At 69.3% G+C, this 17769-nt stretch carries 17 protein-coding genes; 2 read left to right on the top strand and 15 right to left on the bottom strand.

Features of this window, described 5'->3' with window-relative positions:
- The first annotated feature begins 114 nt into the window (after window positions 1-114).
- Entirely contained in the window at window positions 115-1050 is a 936-nt protein-coding gene (locus tag LC452_RS10105) for a DUF4349 domain-containing protein (protein ID WP_223624803.1), read from the top strand.
- Here LC452_RS10105 and LC452_RS10100 read toward each other — a convergent pair.
- The 15 genes from LC452_RS10100 to LC452_RS10030 all read right to left on the bottom strand — a co-directional run bounded on the left by LC452_RS10100 (window position 1047) and on the right by LC452_RS10030 (window position 17323).
- A complete protein-coding gene (locus LC452_RS10100) occupies window positions 1047-4337 on the bottom strand; it encodes a DEAD/DEAH box helicase (protein WP_223624801.1) in 3291 nt (1096 codons plus the stop codon). The two genes, LC452_RS10105 and LC452_RS10100, sit on opposite strands and share 4 nt — an antisense overlap.
- 53 nt (window positions 4338-4390) lie before the next feature.
- Window positions 4391-4801 (bottom strand): transcription antitermination factor NusB, encoded by a 411-nt coding sequence (gene nusB, locus LC452_RS10095; RefSeq protein ID WP_223624799.1) that lies wholly within the window; start codon window positions 4799-4801, stop codon window positions 4391-4393.
- Between the two features lie 3 nt (window positions 4802-4804).
- The gene (gene efp, locus LC452_RS10090; RefSeq protein ID WP_223624797.1) at window positions 4805-5365 is read right to left on the bottom strand and encodes an elongation factor P; all 561 of its coding nucleotides are present in this window, start codon (window positions 5363-5365) and stop codon (window positions 4805-4807) included.
- A 112-nt stretch (window positions 5366-5477) separates the two neighbouring features.
- A complete protein-coding gene (aroQ, locus tag LC452_RS10085) occupies window positions 5478-5918 on the bottom strand; it encodes a type II 3-dehydroquinate dehydratase (RefSeq protein WP_223624795.1) in 441 nt (146 codons plus the stop codon).
- Window positions 5915-6466: a GNAT family N-acetyltransferase gene (locus LC452_RS10080; protein WP_223624792.1), complete on the bottom strand. Its 552-nt coding sequence runs from the start codon at window positions 6464-6466 to the stop codon at window positions 5915-5917. The genes aroQ and LC452_RS10080 overlap by 4 nt, the downstream gene beginning before the upstream one ends.
- Window positions 6463-7551, bottom strand: a complete 1089-nt coding sequence (aroB, locus tag LC452_RS10075; RefSeq protein ID WP_223624790.1) for a 3-dehydroquinate synthase — start codon at window positions 7549-7551, stop codon at window positions 6463-6465. Before aroB ends, LC452_RS10080 begins: the two co-directional genes overlap by 4 nt.
- Entirely contained in the window at window positions 7548-8066 is a 519-nt protein-coding gene (locus LC452_RS10070) for a shikimate kinase (RefSeq protein WP_223624788.1), read from the bottom strand. Before LC452_RS10070 ends, aroB begins: the two co-directional genes overlap by 4 nt.
- On the bottom strand, window positions 8050-9279 hold the full coding sequence (aroC, locus tag LC452_RS10065) for a chorismate synthase (protein WP_223624786.1): 1230 nt from the start codon (window positions 9277-9279) through the stop codon (window positions 8050-8052). The genes LC452_RS10070 and aroC overlap by 17 nt, the downstream gene beginning before the upstream one ends.
- Window positions 9280-9341: 62 nt before the next feature.
- Window positions 9342-10154 carry a shikimate dehydrogenase gene (locus LC452_RS10060; RefSeq protein WP_223624784.1) on the bottom strand — a complete coding sequence of 271 codons (813 nt, stop codon included), beginning with the start codon at window positions 10152-10154 and terminating at the stop codon, window positions 9342-9344.
- 4 nt (window positions 10155-10158) lie between these two features.
- The gene (gene mltG / locus LC452_RS10055; protein WP_223624782.1) at window positions 10159-11670 is read right to left on the bottom strand and encodes an endolytic transglycosylase MltG; all 1512 of its coding nucleotides are present in this window, start codon (window positions 11668-11670) and stop codon (window positions 10159-10161) included.
- A gap of 2 nt (window positions 11671-11672) precedes the next feature.
- On the bottom strand, window positions 11673-12146 hold the full coding sequence (gene ruvX / locus LC452_RS10050; protein WP_223624780.1) for a Holliday junction resolvase RuvX: 474 nt from the start codon (window positions 12144-12146) through the stop codon (window positions 11673-11675).
- The gene (alaS, locus tag LC452_RS10045) at window positions 12143-14803 is read right to left on the bottom strand and encodes an alanine--tRNA ligase (RefSeq protein ID WP_223624778.1); all 2661 of its coding nucleotides are present in this window, start codon (window positions 14801-14803) and stop codon (window positions 12143-12145) included. Before alaS ends, ruvX begins: the two co-directional genes overlap by 4 nt.
- A 52-nt stretch (window positions 14804-14855) precedes the next feature.
- Window positions 14856-15044 (bottom strand): hypothetical protein, encoded by a 189-nt coding sequence (locus tag LC452_RS10040; protein WP_136056776.1) that lies wholly within the window; start codon window positions 15042-15044, stop codon window positions 14856-14858.
- Between the two features lie 111 nt (window positions 15045-15155).
- Window positions 15156-15785, bottom strand: coding sequence for a 30S ribosomal protein S4 (rpsD, locus tag LC452_RS10035; RefSeq protein WP_136056777.1), 630 nt, complete (start codon window positions 15783-15785; stop codon window positions 15156-15158).
- A gap of 167 nt (window positions 15786-15952) precedes the next feature.
- Window positions 15953-17323 (bottom strand): replication-associated recombination protein A, encoded by a 1371-nt coding sequence (locus LC452_RS10030; RefSeq protein ID WP_223624777.1) that lies wholly within the window; start codon window positions 17321-17323, stop codon window positions 15953-15955.
- A gap of 112 nt (window positions 17324-17435) precedes the next feature.
- Between LC452_RS10030 and LC452_RS10025 the strand changes: the two genes are divergently transcribed.
- Entirely contained in the window at window positions 17436-17738 is a 303-nt protein-coding gene (locus tag LC452_RS10025; protein ID WP_223624776.1) for a hypothetical protein, read from the top strand.
- The last annotated feature ends 31 nt before the right edge of the window (window positions 17739-17769 follow it).

The following is a 17769-nucleotide window of genomic DNA, read 5'->3' as shown; positions in this document are numbered from 1 at the left end:
AATACCCGAGTCGCCGCTCACTCCGGGCGGCGTTGCGCAGACGTTACGCAACCCTGATGCGATCGTGACCGAATTCGCGGCGTCCCACCGGAGTCGACTCACTACCCTGCCCCTATGAACACGACACGGAGACTCCTGGCCGTCCTCGCAGTGGCATCGATAGCGGCCATCGGCCTCGTCGGGTGCTCAGCCCTGGGTACGGGAGGAAGTGATGCGGCACGCGTGGACGAGGCCTCGGCCCAGGATGCCTCGGCAGCTGCGGAAGGCGAGGATCAGGACACGGCCGTCGTGATCACCGGCCGCATCTCGATCGTCGCGGCCGACCCCGTCGCCGCCGCGAGCGAGGCGACGACGATCGTGACGGATGCCGGCGGACGCGTGAGCGGTCGCACCGAGCGGTCCGCCGAGGACGGCGGTCAGGCGAGCGCCGAGCTCACCCTGCGGATCCCGGCGGAAGTGATCGAAGAGGTCCGCAGCGACCTCGGGGGTCTCGGAGACGTGAAGGAGACGTCGCTCGAATCCACCGAGGTCGGCTCGATCCAGCGCGACCTCGACGCACGGGTCACGACACTCCGTGCCTCGATCGCCCGTTACACCGAGTGGCTCGGCACGGCCTCCGAGACCTCGGATCTGATCGAGCTGGAGACGGCCATCGCGGATCGGCAGACCGAGCTGGAATCCCTCGAGGCGCAGTCCCGCTCCCTGGAGGATCAGGTCGCGATGTCGACGATAACGCTCAGCCTCTCGTCGGAGTACGTCGCTCCGGTCACTGCCCCGCAGAACTTCGGCGAGGCTCTGGTCGTCGGGTGGAACGGCTTCGGCGCTTTCTGGGGTGCGATGCTCATCGCCATCGGCGTCGGCCTCCCCTGGCTCGTGCTCATCGCGGCCGTCGTGACCGGCGTGATCTGGCTCGTCGCCAGGAACCGCCGTCGCCAGGAGCTGAAGCCCGCTGTCTCTGCGGCCATGCCCGCGGCTGTCCTGTTCGGCATGCCGGAGGAGGCGACATCGGAGGCGACGCCCCCGGAGGGGACAACCCCCGCACCGCGCTAGTCGTCGAAGAGCCCGCGGATGTCGTCGGCGGTCAGCGACTGCGCGAACAGCTCTTCATCGTCCATCACGGCGGTGAAGAGCCGCGCCTTGCGCTGCTGCAGCTCGCGCACCTTCTCCTCGATCGTGCCGGCCGAGATCATGCGATACACGAAGACCTGGTTCGTCTGACCGATGCGGTGGGTCCGGTCGATCGCCTGCGCCTCGGCAGCGGGATTCCACCACGGATCGAGCAGGAACACGTAGTCGGCCTCGGTCAGCGTGAGTCCGAAGCCGCCGGCCTTCAGGCTGATCAGGAAGACCACCTGCTCCCCCGCCCGGAACCCGTCGACGACGTCCTGTCGACGACGAGTCGACCCGTCGAGGTGCGCATACGGGATGCCGGCGGCGTCGAGGCGTGCGGCCGCGAGGTCGAGGAACGAGGTGAACTGGCTGAACACCAGTGCCCGGTGCCCTTCGGCCTGCAGCTCGACGACCCTCTCGAGGAGAACGTCGAGCTTGCTCGAGCCGATGTCGGCGTCTTCCGCGTCGACGAGGCCGGGAGCGAGGCTCAGCATCCGCAGCAGCGTCAGGGAGCGGAACACGATGAATCGGTTGCGGTCGAGATCGTCGATCAGCCCGAGCACCTTCTGCCGCTCGCGCTGCAGCACGACGTCGTAGAGCGCCCGATGCGCGGGGCTCAGCTCGACGTCGAGGACCTGCTCCTGCTTCGGCGGCAGATCGGCGGCGACGAGCTCCTTCGTGCGCCTCAGCATCAACGGGCGGATGCGGCGGCGCAGCTGCGCGAGACGGCGCTGACGGTACTCGCCGCCCTCCTCGTTCTCGGGCACCTTGCCCTTCTCGATCGGCTGGATGTAGCGATCGCGGAACTTCCGGGCGGACGGGAACAGCCCCGGTGCCGCGAGTTTGAGGAGCGACCAGAGGTCGGAGAGACTGTTCTCCATCGGCGTGCCCGTGACGGCGTAGGTCACGTCGGCGCGGAACGTCGCGATCGCACGGTGCAGCTTCGTCTTCGGGTTCTTGACGAACTGGGCCTCGTCGAGGACGAGACCGGCCCATTCGACGGTGCCGAACTCCTTCTCATCGAGCCGGGCGACGGTGTACGAGCTCACGACGACGTCGACGGAGGCCGCGGCGCCGGCCAGGCTCCCTCGGCGCGTGCCGCTGGTCGCGTCGACGATGGCCACGCGGAGGTCGGGCGTGAACCGGGCGGCCTCCGATTTCCAGGTGCCGAGCACCGAGGTCGGGGCGAGCACGAGGAAAGGTCGGGTCTCCCCCGCATCCCGCGTGTGCTGCATGAAGGTCAGCAGCTGCAGGGTCTTGCCGAGCCCCATGTCGTCGGCGAGGATCCCGCCGAGCCGGTGCTTCCACAGGAACGCGAGCCAATCGAATCCGGACTTCTGGTACGGACGCAGCTCGGCGCGAAGACTCGCGGGAACGGGTGTCTCGGGGACTCCGGTCGCCTGACGGAGACCCTCCGCCATCGAGCGCCAGCTCACGGCCGGCTGAGCCTCGTCCGCGAGATCCTCGAACTCCTCCCAGAGATCGGTCTGGTAGCGGCTGATGCGCGGGCCGGTCTCCCATTCGGCGAGTTCGCCCGCCTCGTCGATCAGTTCCCGCAGGCGGTCGAGAGCGGGGTGACTGAGCGTGAAGTAGCCGCCGTCCGACAGGAGCAGCTTCTTCTTGCCGCGGCTGAGAGCGGTGAAGAGCGGTCCGAACGGGATGCTCCTGCCGTCGATCCGCACGATGATGCCGAGATCGAACCAGTCGGAATCCGTCGTCTCGACGGTCGACACGGTGACTTCGGGTGCGCCGGTGAGCTCCCGATACTCCTTCCGGGTTCCGGTCGTCTCCACCGTGACGCCCACGGCTTCGAATGCCGGCACGATCTGCGCGACGAAGGCCGCGGCGTCGATGTCGTGGAATGAGCCCGACGGCGTGAACCGCTTCGTCGTGTGCTCCTGCCACACCGCCTCGAGCGCGGAGCGTCGCACGGCTTCCGCCTCGGGATCACGGACCGCACCGCTGCCGGGAGCGAACGGCACCGTGCCGAAGCCGCGATAGGCCCACAGGAACGAGTAGCTGACGACGTCGCCGCGTTCGAAGGCGACGTTCAGAACAGGCTCGGGAGCGGGGATCGCCGGCAGCGACACATCGCCGACCGTCTGCACGGCCGTGCGTCGCGCGAGCAGCGGGTAGGCGTCGGTGACGAACGCCTCCTCTTCCTGCGGTGGCACGACGATGGCGTCCGGAGCCTGGAGCAGGGCGCGCATCTGCTCGCTGAGCGGCGCCTCTGCGAGGGTGATCCGCATGCGGCTGCCGATCAGGACGGCCGAGTAGACGCCGGACCGCCCGATCGGGTGCACGGCGGCCGTGGCCGCCTCCTGCCCGTCGATCGTGGCGGCGGCGGCGACACGGAGCGCTCCGTCCTCCGCACGCGCGATCGTCGCGGAGAGCTCGGCCTTCTCGGCGAGATGCACGGTCGCGTTCTTCTGGCTCGCCACCAGCGGGATGCCGAGAGCCGCACCCGCACGCAGATGTCCCCAGAGAAGCCCGGACTCGATCTGATCCACGACCAGCCAGTCTCCGGCGTTACCGGAGAGCAGCGAATCGCGGGAGATGCTGAGCAGGTCGCCGAACCAGCGGTTCTGCGCACGGCCGAACTGCGCGAAGTCCCGTCGCACCACGTCCCAGCCGGCGTGACCCTGGATCCACGCCCCCGTCTGATGGCTGCGCATCAGTGGGCGGATCGCCAGGAGGAGCTCCCCCGTCGAACGGGCGAGGTCGCGGGGCGTCGCCGGTCGTACCGCTCGAGGTGCCCAGTGATTTTCCCCGCGCGGTTCCCGATGCCGGAGCTCGACCCCGAGGGCCAGCGGTCGTACCTGCGCGGTGATCGCCGGGTCGATGAGCGCGCGCCAGGACGGCGGCGCGGGACGCGCAGCCGGGGGCGCGACCGCGACGGGCTCTGCCGCCCTCGCCCCGGCCTGCTGCGCGTACTCGTGCACGTTGGAGGCGAGCAGCGCGGCCACGACGTGCTTGCATCCGGATCGCACCGGGCACGAGCATCGGTTCGAGCGGACATGCCTCTTGCCGTTCGACGCGACGAAACCGACCTCGACGAGATACACCGCGTCGTGGCTGCCCTTCACATGGCCTTCGAGCTCCTGCTGATCCTCATCCCAGTCGAGATCGAGGACGTTCCCTTCACGGAAGTAGGCGAGCCCGCGCGCGTACCCACCGGCATCCGTGATCTGCATGAGATCGCGGAGGTCGACGTGAGGTGCGGGCATGCCGGCATCCTTCCCATGGCATCCGACATGACGCGTGAATCCACGCGCGGCGATCAGGCGGCGCGGGCCACCCGCGCGAGGACACCGTGCACGAAGGCGCCGGAATCATCTGTCGAGAACTCCTTGGCGAGCTCGACCGCCTCGTCGATGGCCACGGCCGTGGGCACCTCGTCGTTGGAGAGGATCTCCCAGACGCCGATGCGGAGCAGCGCGCGGTCGACGGCCGGCATCCGCTCGAGCTTCCAGTCGCGGCTGTGCGTGGTGATCTGCTCGTCGATCTCATCACGCTGATCGATGATGCCGTCGACGATCTCCCTGGCGTAGAGCCAGGAAGCCTCGCGAGAGGGCTCGTTCGCTGCGCGCTTCGCCTCGGCGGCGAGGGCCACGGCGAGGTCGTCTCCGCGCACATCGGCGGAGAACAGGATGTCGAGTGCGCGCTTACGCGCCTTCGTGCGGGCGCTCACGCCTTACTTCTCGCGACCGAGGTAGTCGCCGGTGCGCGTGTCGACCTTGATCCGCGTGCCGGTCTCGACGAACAGCGGGACCTGCATCTCGTAACCGGTCTCGACGGTCGCGGGCTTCGTGCCGGCCGAGGAGCGGTCGCCCTGCAGGCCGGGCTCGGTGTACGTCACCTCGAGGATGACCGACGCCGGAAGATCGATGTACAGCGGGTTGCCGTTGTTCAGCGCGATCGTGACCTGCTGGTTCTCGAGCAGGAAGTTCTTCGCGTCGCCGACGGTCGCCGCACCCACGGTGATCTGGTCGTAGTCCGAGGTGTCCATGAACACGAAGCTCTCGCCGTCTGCGTAGAGGTAGGTGTAGTCGCGGCGATCGACGTTCTCGATCTCGATCTTGGCGCCGGCGTTGTAGGTGCGGTCCACGACCTTGCCCGACACGACGTTCTTGAGCTTCGTCCGCACGAACGCGCCACCCTTGCCGGGCTTGACGTGCTGGAACTCGATGACGTTCCAGAGCTGTCCGTCGATGCTGAGAACGACGCCGTTCTTGATGTCTGCGGTAGATGCCATGCGCTGAGAGTTCCGTTCCTGAGTCTGTGGGGCCGGCCCTCTCCCGCGCGAAACAGGCAGGCCGACAGTCGATTCTACGGGATGAGCCGCGCCGCTTCGGAAACGGAGCCCGTCAGAGCTGAGCGATGAGCTCTCGCACGGCCTCCGCATACCCCTCGACCCCGTGTCCGATGACGCGCACGGCGGCGACGTCGTGCAGGTAGGAGTGGTGGCGGAAATCCTCTCGGGCGTACACGTCGGAGATGTGCACCTCGGCGAACGGCAGTGCGACTCCCGTGAGGGCGTCGCGAAGGGCGACGGACGTGTGCGTGAGCCCGCCGGGGTTGATCACGATGCCGGCGCAGTCCGCCCGTGCCTCATGGATCGCGTCGATCAGCACGCCCTCATGATTGCTCTGGATCGCCCGCACGTCGTAGCCGAGCGAGGCCGCGGCCTCAGCCGTGAGGCGCTCGACATCGGCGAGGGTCGCCGTGCCGTAGACCTCGGGCTCACGGGTGCCGAGCAGGTTGAGGTTCGGCCCGTTCACGAGCAGAAGACGGGGGTTCGCAGTCACGGTGCCACACTATCCGCGGCCGCGAGCGAGCGGCTCATCTCGAGCTCCGGCCCGATCGATCCCGTGAAGCGAAGGCCCGTCTCGACGTAGCCGGCGCGGCGGTATGCGCGCTGGGCCCGGAGGTTGTCGACATGCACATCGAGGGCCAGCGCGCCGTCGCCGAGATCGCGCGCCCAGTCGGCTGCCGCACCGAGGAGGGCATCGACGACGCCACCGGCGCGATTCTCCGACCGCACGAAGACACCGACGACGTCGCCCCGAGCCACGGAGACCGTGCGTCCGTGATGATCCGTGTCGCCGGCCTTCCACCGGATCACCGTGACCGTGCCGATCCACTCCCCGTCCGCCTCCGCGACGAACTGCGCCACGGCGTCACCGGTCGCCGCATTGGCCGCGCGATCCTGCCAGAACGCGGCGGGATGCGCCGCCTCGGCCTCGTACGAGCTCAGGAACGCGATCGCCGCCGCAGGATCGCGGACGGCATCGAGTCGCAGATCCCGCACGCGCTCCCACTCGTCGGCACGGACGCGACGGACGTCGACGCTCACGCCCCGATCTCCTGGTAGGCGGCGAAGAGCAGGGACTCGTCGGGAGCCTGCAGCACCGTGGGCTTCGCGATGTCGTCGAGCAGGATGAAGCGCAGCATCCCGCCGCGGCTCTTCTTGTCGCGCTGCATCGTCGCGAGCAGCTGCGGCCAGGCACCCGCGCGGTACGAGGTCGGCAGGCCGAGAGACTCCAGGATCGTGCGGTGCCTCTCCGCGGCGGCATCCGACAGACGTCCGGCGAGCCGCGAGAGCTCGGCGGCGTACAGCATGCCGATCGAGACCGCCGCACCGTGCCGCCACTTGTACCGCTCGGCGTGCTCGATCGCGTGGCCGAGCGTGTGACCGTAGTTGAGGATCTCGCGAAGACCGGCCTCGCGGAAGTCGTCGGACACGACCTTCGCCTTCATGTCGATGGCGAGCTCGACGGCACGACGGAACTCCTCCGTGGTCGTGTCGACGGCGCGCGCCGGATCCGCCTCGATGATGTCGAGGATCTCCGGAGCCCAGATGAAGCCGGCTTTGACGACCTCCGCGAAGCCGGCCGTCGCCTCGTTCGGGCTCAGACTGCCGAGTTCGTCGAGATCGCCGACGACCGCGCTCGGCGCCCAGAAGGCCCCGACGAGGTTCTTGCCCTCGGCGGTGTTGATCCCGGTCTTGCCGCCGACGGAGGCATCGACGAGACCGAGCACGGTCGTCGGGACCTGCACGAGCTGCACGCCGCGCAGCCAGGTGGCCGCGACGAAACCGGCGAGGTCGGTCACCGCTCCCCCGCCGTACCCGACGACGGCATCGGTGCGGGTGAAGTCCGCCTGTCCCATGACCTGCCAGCAGAAGGCCGCGACCTCGATGCGCTTGCCCTGTTCGGCGTCCGGCACCTCGGCGAGCAGAACCTCGCGCGGCCCGTTCTCCGTGTCGGCGAGCAGTCTCTCCCGCAGCTCGGCGGCGCGTGCGGCCAGCGTCGGCGGATGCACGACGAGGATCTTGCACACGGTCGGCGCGAGCGCGGCCGAGACGCGGTCGAGCACACCTCGCCCGATGGTGATGTCGTACGCGTCGTTCCCGGTCACACTGATGGTGGTCGTGCTCATCGCTGCTCTCTTCTCCATGCCACGATCTCGTCGGCAATCCTCTGCATCGGCCGTCGCGACGTGTCGAACGTCGTCGAGGCCACTTCGTCGTACCAGTCCCGACGCTCCTCGAAGATCCGTATCCAGCGCTCCACCGGGTCCTCTCCGGCGAGCAGCGGACGGTTGCCCCCGCGGATCCGGTCGGCTACCGCCTCAGGGCTCACCGTGAGGAAGACGACCGGATGCTGTCGCAGCAGTTCGCGCGTACCGTCATCCGTCACCGCCCCTCCGCCGAGCGAGACCACGCCGCCCTCCGACAGGGCGGCAGCCACGGCAGCGCGTTCGAGCGCGCGGAAATGGGGTTCCCCGTGATCCGTGAAGATCGCCGGAATGGGTCCGTGCTCGGCGACGATCCTCTTGTCCGTGTCGATGAAGGCCACTCCGAGCCGCCGTGCGACGCGCCTGCCGACGCTGGTCTTGCCGGCGGCCATCGGGCCGACCAGCACCAGCGTGAGCGGATCAGCCTCGCTCGTCATGCGCGATGAGCGCCGCCTCGGACGCCGGGGTCGTGCGCAGCTCCTCCGGGATGCCGGCGAGGTAGCCCTCGAGGTTGCGGCGCGTCTCGCCGATGCTGTCGCCGCCGAACTTCTCCAGCACGGCGTTCGCCAGCTCGACGGCGACCATGGCCTCGGCCACGACACCGGCGGCGGGCACGGCGCAGACGTCGGAGCGCTGGTGGTGCGCCGTCGCCTCCTCGCCCGTCGCCACGTCGATCGTGCGCAGCGAGTGCGGGACGGTCGCGATCGGCTTCATGCCTGCACGGACGCGCAGGACGGTACCGGTGGACATGCCGCCCTCGGTGCCGCCGGCGCGATCCGATCCGCGAGAGATGCCGTCGGCGGTCGCGAACAGCTCGTCGTGGGCCGCGGAGCCGCGGCGGCGCGTCGTCTCGAAGCCGTCGCCGACCTCGACGCCCTTGATGGCCTGGATGCTCATCAGCGCCTGTGCGAGACGGGCGTCGAGACGACGGTCCCAGTGCACGTGCGAGCCGAGTCCGGGCGGGAGGCCGTAGGCGAGCACCTCGACGATGCCGCCCAGCGTGTCGCCGTCCTTCTTCGCGTCGTCGACCTCGGCGACCATCAGCGCGGACGTCGCCGGGTCGAAGCACCGCAGCGGATCCGCGTCCAGCGTCTCGACGTCATCGGGCGTCGGCAGCGCCGACCCCTCCGGCGCCCGCACGGGGCCGATCGACAGCGTGTGACTGACCAGGCGGATGCCGAGCTCACCGAGGAACGATCGGGCGATCGCGCCGAGAGCGACCCGCGCAGCGGTCTCCCGGGCACTCGCGCGCTCGAGGATCGGGCGCGCCTCGTCGAAGTCGTACTTCTGCATGCCCACGAGGTCGGCGTGGCCGGGACGCGGACGGGTCAGCGGCGCGCTGCGACCACGCGACTTGTCGGTCAGCTCGACGGGTTCCGGGTTCATGACCTCGATCCACTTGGGCCACTCGGTGTTGCCGATGCGCAGCGCGATCGGGCTGCCGAGCGTCTTGCCGTGCCGGACACCGCCCGAGATCGTCAGCTCGTCCTGCTCGAACTTCATCCGCGATCCACGGCCGTAGCCGAGCTTGCGGCGGGCGAGATCGGCCTGGATGGCCTCGGAGGACACCGGAACGCCGGAGGGCAGGCCCTCCATGACGGCGATGAGTTCTGGGCCGTGCGATTCGCCGGCCGTGAGCACGCGGAGCATTGCTCCAGTCTCCCATGCGATCAGGCCTGCCTCGCGCCGCGTTTCGTCGAGCGCCGTCCGGCTCAGAGCACGGCGCGCATCGCGGCGACGACGTCGGCCTCATCCGGCAACGGGACCAGCGGGTCGCCGTGGCGGAAGATCCTGATCTGGCGCACCGCCTGATGCAGCAGCATCCCCAGTCCGGAGACAACGCGCCCGTCACCCCATGCGACCGCGAGAGCCGACGGCCACGGTGCGTAGGCCGCGTCGAAGAGCGTGCCGCCGCGAGCCGCCAACGGTGCGGCGACGTCCGGAGGGAGCGCGGTGCCGCTCGGCAGCGTCGCGATCGTCAGTTCGGCATCGAGCACGACGTCGTCGAGAGTCCGCGGTTCGACGGTCGCGCCCAGGCGCTCGCCCAGCACGACCAGGCCCGCTGCGCGTTCGGGTCGTCGCGCCGAGACCTCCACGTGCTCGGCTCCGAGCTCTGCGGCAGCGACGAGAGCGGATGCCGCCGTGGCGCCCGCACCGAGGATACGCACCCGCTGCACCTCCGTGACACCCGCCTCGGCCAGCGCATCGATGATCCCGCCGACATCGGTGTTGTACCCGGCGACGTCGTCGCCGAACAGCAGGGTGTTGACGGCACCGGTCAATGCGGCATGGGCGTCGCGCGTCGTCGCCGCGCCGAACGCCTCCTCCTTCAGCGGCATGGTCAGGGAGAGACCGCGCCAGGAGGCGTCGAGCCCGCCGAGCGCCTCGGCGAACCCGGCCGCACCCACCTGCCGGCGGTCGTACTCCCAGTCGAGCCCCAGCACGCCGTACGCCGCGGCGTGCAGGGCCGGAGACTTCGAGTGCGCGATCGGGTCTCCCCAGACGGCCAGGCGGGTCGCGGTCACCGTCTCAGCAGCCGCCCTCGGGATTGGCCCGGCACCATTCACGCCACTTCTCGATGCCCTGTTCGTGCTCGGCGAGCGTCTCGGAGAACTGCGTCTCCCCCGTGGCGAGGTTGATCGTCACGAAGTAGAGCCACGGGCCGTCCGCCGGCTCCATGGCCGCCTTGATGGCGGCGTCGCTCGGACTGGCGATCGGTGTGATCGGGAGCCCCGTGTGCACGTAGGTGTTCCACGGATTGTCGTCTTCGAGCGCTTCCGCCGAGCTCGACACGACGCCTTCGTGCAGTGAGCCGTAGCCGTACTGCGCCGTCGAGTCCATCTGCAGGAGCATGTCGATGTCGAGGCGGTTCTGGATCACCCGCGAGACCTTCGCGAAGTCGTCCAGGCGTCCCTCGCGCTGGATGATCGAGGCGATGGTGAGCACCCGCTCGGCATCCGCGTCGGGCACCCCGGCGGCGGCCAGCGATTCGCGGGTGCGGTCGACCATGCGCTGGATGACCTGCGTCGCCGTCACCTCGGGGTCGAACGTGTAGACCGCCGGGAACAGCCATCCCTCGAGGCTCTGCGCCGTGACGCCGTAGGCCGAGGGGTCGGCCACAGCGGCTTGGAAGTCCTCGATCGGGATGCCGAGAGTCTCCGCCATGCCGGGGAGCGACGAGGTGATCGTGCCGCCCTCGGCCACCGACACGGTGTTCTCGAGCTTGTTCGAGTCGTCTTTGAGCGCTGCCAGAGCGGCCTCGGCCGTCATCTTCTCCTGCAGGCGATAGACGCCGGGGTAGAAGGTCACGGCCAGGTTCTCGTTGACGATGTAGTCGTAGAAGACGTCTTCGGTCCTGGTGACGCCGGCCTCGAACAGAGCGGTCGACACCGGTCCGCCCGTGTCGCCTTCCTTGATGGTGACGAACACCTCGCCGGTGGCGATACCCGCCTCCCAGTCCTTCGGCTCGCCCCAGCCCATGGCTTCGCTGATCTTGTCGCCGTAGGTGTTCCAGGCCCAGATGCCACCCGCGGCCAGGCCGCCGACGATCACGAGCACGATGATCAGCGCGACCAGGCAGCCGGTCCGCCGCTTCTTCTTCGGACCTTTGGCGCCTGCGCGCTCGTCGTGCGTGACGAAGAGGTCGTCGAGCCCTCCGCCCAACGGCGGCGCGGGATCGGATGCCCCTGCAGTCGCCGCCGATGCGGTCGCAGGGACTCGACCCGCGGACGTCGCGAGGGCGGGCTCCTGGACGGCGTCCTGCTGGACGGCGTCCGCCCCGAACAGCGCATCGACGTCCGCCGGCTCGCGCCGCGGAGGCTCCGCGTTCGCGGATGCCGTGTTCGGCGCTGCCGCTTCGTCGGCATCCGGCGCCCCGGGGGTACGGCCGGCGGCCTCTCGCGCCGCCCGGCGCGACCCCGGCGTCGGAGCGCTGTTGTCGACGGTCGGGATCTGGCGCGTGGGGGCGGGAAGGTTCTCGAACAGGTCGCCCAGGCGGGCGTCCGGATCGTGCTGGGGGGAAGCACTCTCGCGTTCGGACATGTTCAGGCGGGCTCCTCGTCAACCGGGATCGTGGCACCGGCCGGGTTTCCGGTGCTCTTCTCCGTGTCGATCGCCTGCTGCAGAAGGACCACGGCGGCGACCTGATCCACAATGCTACGAGACTTCTTCTGTGATCGCCCGGAGGAACGCAGTGCCGCGTGGGCGGTGACCGTGCTGAGACGCTCGTCGACCATCCGCACCGGTGCGCCGCTGCGCTGCTGCAGAGCCACTGCGAACTCGCGGGCATCCGTGGTCGACGCGGTGTCCGCTCCCTGCATGTTCACCGGGAGTCCGACGACGAACTCGAGGAGATCGTACTCCCCCGCGATCGTGAGGATGCGGTCGATCGACTGGTCGTTGCGCTGCACGGTCTCCACCGGAACGGCGAGCATCCCGTCGGGGTCGCATCGGGCGACACCGACCCGGGCGCGGCCGACGTCGATGCCGAGGCGCACCCCGCGACGGAACCCGTTCACGCGGCGTGCAGCTCCTGGGAGATGGACTCCAGCGCCGCGGGCAGCGCCGAGGAATCCGTGCCGCCGCCCTGGGCGACGTCGTCACGCCCGCCGCCGCCACCGCCGAGCACTCCGGCGGCACGCTTCGCGAGCACTCCGGCCTTTGCTCCGGCCGTGCGCGCGGCGTCGTTGGTCGCGACGACCACGACGGGACGCCCGTTGACGACAGCACCGAGCGCGACGACGGCGGCTTCGGATCCGAGACGATCACGCACACCGATCACGAGCTCGCGCACGTCGTCGGCAGAGGCGACATCGCCGAGGGACTGCGCAGCGACGAGGAACGCTCCGATGCGCTGTGCGCCGTCCGCGATGGCCGGCACCTGCCCTGCGCGCTCCTTGGCCTCGAACTGCGCGATGCGCTTCTCCGCCGCCTTGAGGCTCGCGGCGAGGTCGGCGATGCGCTCGGGCAGCTGCTCGCGCGGCGTCTTGAGCGAGGCGGTGAGCTGCGACACGAGGGCGCGTTCTGCCGCCAGCTCGCGGAACGCGTCCGCTCCGACGAGTGCTTCGATGCGGCGGTTGGAGGCACCGACCGACGATTCGCCGACGACGCTGACCAGGCCGATCTCGGCACTCGTCGTGACATGCGTTCCGGCGCAGAGCTCACGGGACCAGGGTCCGCCGATGTCGACCATCCGCACGACATCGCCGTACTTCTCCCCGAAGAGAGCCATGGCGCCGGCCTCCTTGGCCTCGTCGAGCGAGACGATGCGCGTGGTCACCTCGAGGGCGTCCTGCACGGCACGGTTGGTGATCTCCTCGATCTCGGAGCGCGTCTCGCCCGAGAGCGCCTGCGACCACGAGAAGTCGAACCGCATGTAGCCGGCGCGGTTCAGCGACCCCGCCTGCGTGGCCGTCGGGCCGAGGGTGTCGCGGAGCGCGGCGTGCACGAGGTGCGTCGCCGAGTGCGCCTGGCGTGCGGCGCGGCGGTTGGCGGCGTCCACGACGGTCGTCGCGGCATCGTCCACGGCCACCGTGCCTCGCGTGACCTCCACGGTGTGGCTGATCAGCCCGGGAACCGGACGCTGCACGTCGAGGACCTCGAGCTCGAATCCGGGGCCAACGATCGTGCCCTTGTCGGCCACCTGTCCGCCGGACTCGGCGTACAGCGTGGTCTCGGCGAGGACGACTTCGGCGATCTGTCCTTCGGACGCGCTGCGCACGACAGCGCCGTCGACGAGGATGCCGAGGACGCGGGACTCGACCTCGAGGGCCGTGTAGCCGTCGAAGCCGGTCTCGCCGCGCGAACGCAGGTCGCGGTAGACGGAGACGTCGGCGAGCTGCCGCTTGCGGTTGCGGGCGTCGGCCTTGGCGCGCTGACGCTGCTCCTGCATGAGCGAGTCGAACGCAGCACGGTCGACGTCGAGCCCGGCCTCCTCGGCGACCTCGAGCGTGAGGTCGATCGGGAAGCCGTACGTGTCGTGCAGCAGGAACGCCTCGGGCCCGCTGAGCGTCTTGCCGCCGCCCTGCTTCGTCTGGTCGAGCGCCAGGTCGAGGATGGTCGATCCGGAGGCGAGCGTGCGACGGAAGGTCTCCTCCTCGGCGAACGCGGAGGCCGAGAGCGTCGACCAATCCTTCTCCAGGACCGGATAGACCGCCTTCATCGCATCGCGCGAGGCGGCGAAGAGTTCGGGGAACACCGGTTCGTCCACGCCGAGCAGGCGCATCGACCGCACCGTGCGGCGCATGAGGCGACGGAGGATGTACCCGCGTCCCTCGTTCGAGGGCCGCACACCGTCGGACAGCAGCATCAACGAGGAGCGCACGTGATCGGCGATCACGCGGAAACGGACGTCGTCTTCGTGCACGGCGCCGTAGCGCCGTCCGGAGAGCTCGACCGCGCGGTCGAGCACCGGACGGACCTGGTCGGTCTCGTACATGTTCTCGACGCCCTGCTTGAGGAAGGCGACGCGCTCGAGACCCATGCCGGTGTCGATGTTCTTCATCGGCAGTTCGCCGACGATGTCGAACTCGGTCTTCCCGCGGATGTTCTCGATGAAGTCCTGCATGAACACGAGGTTCCAGATCTCCAGGAACCGCGTGTCGTCGGCGGCAGGCCCGCCGTCCTTGCCGTAGGAGGGACCGCGGTCGAAGAAGATCTCGGAGTCCGGCCCGCCAGGACCGGGCTGGCCCGTGTTCCAGTAGTTGTCGGCGCGGCCCAGACGCTGGATGCGCTCCGGCTTCAGCCCGATGATGTCGCGCCAGATGGACTCGGCCTCATCGTCGGTCTCGTAGACGGTGACCCAGAGGTCCTTCTCGTCGAACGCGAATCCGCCGTCGGCTTCGGAGCTGGTCAGCAGCTCCCAGGCGTAGCGGATGGCGCCCTCCTTGAAGTAGTCGCCGAACGACCAGTTGCCCAGCATCTGGAAGAACGTGCCGTGACGCGCCGTCCGGCCCACTTCTTCGATGTCGTTCGTGCGGATGCACTTCTGGAGGTCCGCGATGCGCGGATGCGGAGCAGGGACGACGCCCGTGAGATACGGGATCATCGGCACCATGCCGGCGACCGTGAACAGCAGGGAGGGATCGTCGCTGACCAGAGAGGCCGACGGGACGATGACATGGTCGTTCTTCTCGAAGAAGTCGAGGTAACGCTGCGCGATCTCCGCAGTTTTCATAGCGTGCCGGGTGTCCTTGCGTGAGGATGCCGCACCGAGGTGCGGCGAGGGTTCAGTTCTTGCCCGGCTCCGTGAGCCGTGCCTCCTGCTCGCGGTAGGCGTCGCCGAGGGCTGCCGTGAATCCGTTGATCCGGGCGTCGACCTCGGCGAGGATGTCGTGACCACGCGGGTCCTTGTTCATGAAGTGAGCGACGACGAATCCGCCGACCAGACCGACCAGGAACCAACGCACGTTCTTCATGTCACCATCCTTGCCCTTGATCCGCGAAGGCGCGGTTTCTCCATCGTAGGCGGAAACGACAGAAGGCGTCGGGTTGCCCCGACGCCTTCTGCGAATCGCTCTCTCGCTGGATCAGCGAGCTGCGTAGTACTCGACGACGAGCTGCACTTCGCAGGTCACGGGGACCTCGGCGCGCTTCGGACGACGGACCAGGCGGGCCTGGAGCTTGTCGAGCTCGACCTCGAGGTAGCCGGGAACGGGAGGCAGGACCTCGGCGTGACCGCCGGCTGCTGCGACCTGGAAGGGCTCGGTGCCCTCGCTCTTGGCCTTGACGTGGATGAGCTGACCCGGCTTCACGCGGAACGACGGGCGGTCGACGAGCTGGCCGTCGACGAGGATGTGACGGTGCACGACGAGCTGGCGGGCCTGAGCCGTGGTGCGGGCGAAGCCCGAACGCACGACGAGCGCGTCGAGACGCATCTCGAGGAGCTCGACCAGGTTCTCACCGGTCAGGCCGTCGTGACGACGCGCCTCGTTGAACGTGTTGCGCATCTGCTTCTCGCGGATGCCGTACTGCTCGCGGAGACGCTGCTTCTCACGCAGACGGACGGCGTAGTCGCTGTCGGCCTTGCGCTTCGTGCGGCCGTGCTCACCCGGAGCGTAGGGACGCTTCTCGAGGTAGCGGGCGGCCTTCGGGGTGAGCGGGATGCCGAGGGCACGGCTGAGCCGGACCTTGCGGCGGTCCTGGGACTTCGTGGTCACGAAGCTGTCCTTCCGATGACGTGGTCGCGTCTTTCACGACTCACGGACGTATCGTCCGCGTTCTGCCTGGGAGCGCACGCCGGGGCGCCATCAAGGTGTGGTGTGAACGAGGAGATGCCCGAAAACTCGGTTTCGAGCCGGTCAAGTCTAACAGATGGCCGGCGGCGTCAACGATCGCCGAGAATGCGGCGGATCCGCTCGAGCCGCGCGGCCACATCGCGCTCCGCGCCCAGCGACTTCGGCTCGTAGTATCGCCGGCCGTCGAGCTCGTCGGGAAGGTACTGCTGCGGCACGATGCCGTACTCGCTGTCGTGCGAATACACGTAGCCCTTGCCGTGCCCCAGGCGCTTGGCTCCGGGGTAGTGCGCGTCGCGCAGATGCACCGGCACACGGCCGAAGCCGCCGTTGCGGATGTCGGCGATCGCGGCGTCGATGCCGACGTACGCGGCGTTCGATTTCGCCGTCGTCGCGAGGTACACCGTCGCCTCGGCCAGCGGGATCCGCCCCTCCGGCATCCCGATGAAGGCGACGGCGTCGGCGGCGGCGACCGCGATGACGAGTCCTTGGGGATCGGCGAGACCGACATCCTCCGAGGCCGATATCACGAGCCGGCGGGCGATGAAGCGAGGGTCCTCCCCCGCCTCGATCATTCGGGCGAGGTAGTGCAGCGCGGCGTCGGGGTCGGAGCCCCTGATCGACTTGATGAACGCGCTGATCACGTCGTAGTGCTCGTCGCCCTGACGGTCGTACCGCAGCAGCGCCTTGTCGACGGCCTGCGAGACATCGTCGGCGGACACCGCGGGCACGACGCTCGCGTCGGAGGCCTTCTTCTTGCCCTTGGGGGCCTTCGCGTCGGAGGAGTGCGACAGGGCCACGGCCGCGGCCGCCTCGAGTCCCGTGAGGGCACGGCGGGCATCGCCGGAGGCGAGCCGGACGAGAGCCGCGCGCGCCTCGTCGCTCAACGCGACCGCGCCGTTGAGCCCGCGGGCGTCGCCCACCGCGCGATCGACGAGCAGGGCGATGTCGTCGTCGGTGAGCGGCTGCAGCGTGAGCAGGAGCGAACGCGATAGCAGCGGGGAGATCACCGAGAACGACGGGTTCTCCGTCGTCGCCGCGATCAGGATCACCCAGCCGTTCTCGACACCGGGCAGCAGTGCATCCTGCTGGGCCTTCGTGAAGCGGTGGATCTCGTCGAGGAAGAGGATCGTCGTCTGTCCGTAGAGGTCGCGCTGGGTGATCGCCTCCTGCATCACCTCGCGCACGTCCTTGACCCCCGCCGTGACGGCCGAGAGCTCGACGAAGCGGCGCCCTGACGACCGGGCGATGGCCTGCGCGAGCGTCGTCTTGCCCGTGCCAGGAGGGCCCCAGAGGATGATCGACACCGCGCCGGGCGACGTCGCCTCGGGGTCGGCCAGCGCGACGATGGGGGAACCTGCTCGCAGAAGGTGACGCTGACCGGCGACCTCGGCGAGCGAGACCGGGCGCATGCGCACGGCGAGAGGCGTCTGCCCGGAGAGCAGCGCGGCAGGGGACGTCATCCCACCAGGCTACTGGCGGGTCACGACACCGGGGTGACGCTCAAGGTACACCGCCGCCGACGGTAGGCTCTGAGGCGACGTCGCGCACAGTCGCACGGATGGGAGATCGGGCATGGCCGCACGCGGTTCGAGGACAACCAGGCAGGAGCGCGCTCAGGCCGAGCGCCGTACCCGTCTGCACACCGCGCGCACGATCTGGCATCAGGGTCAGCTGCGCCGCCGCACGCGTGACAACGTCATCGCCGGTGTCGTCGGAGCCCTCATCGTGATCGCGGCGATCGGCAGCCAGGTCGTGCACGCCCAGGTCACCGCACCGGAGCCCACGCCGACGCCCACCGTCGAGCCCTCGACCCCGCCGTCCGAGGCACCGACCGAGACGCCCGTGCCGATCCCGTCGGACACCCCGGCGGAGTAGCCGGAGCGACCACCGCGTCGACGGGCCCGTG

The sequence above is a fragment of the Microbacterium sp. EST19A genome, from assembly GCF_019969685.1.
GTDB lineage: Bacteria > Actinomycetota > Actinomycetes > Actinomycetales > Microbacteriaceae > Microbacterium.
Note: the sequence above shows the minus strand (reverse complement) of the source record. Positions and strands in the feature narration are given on the sequence as shown.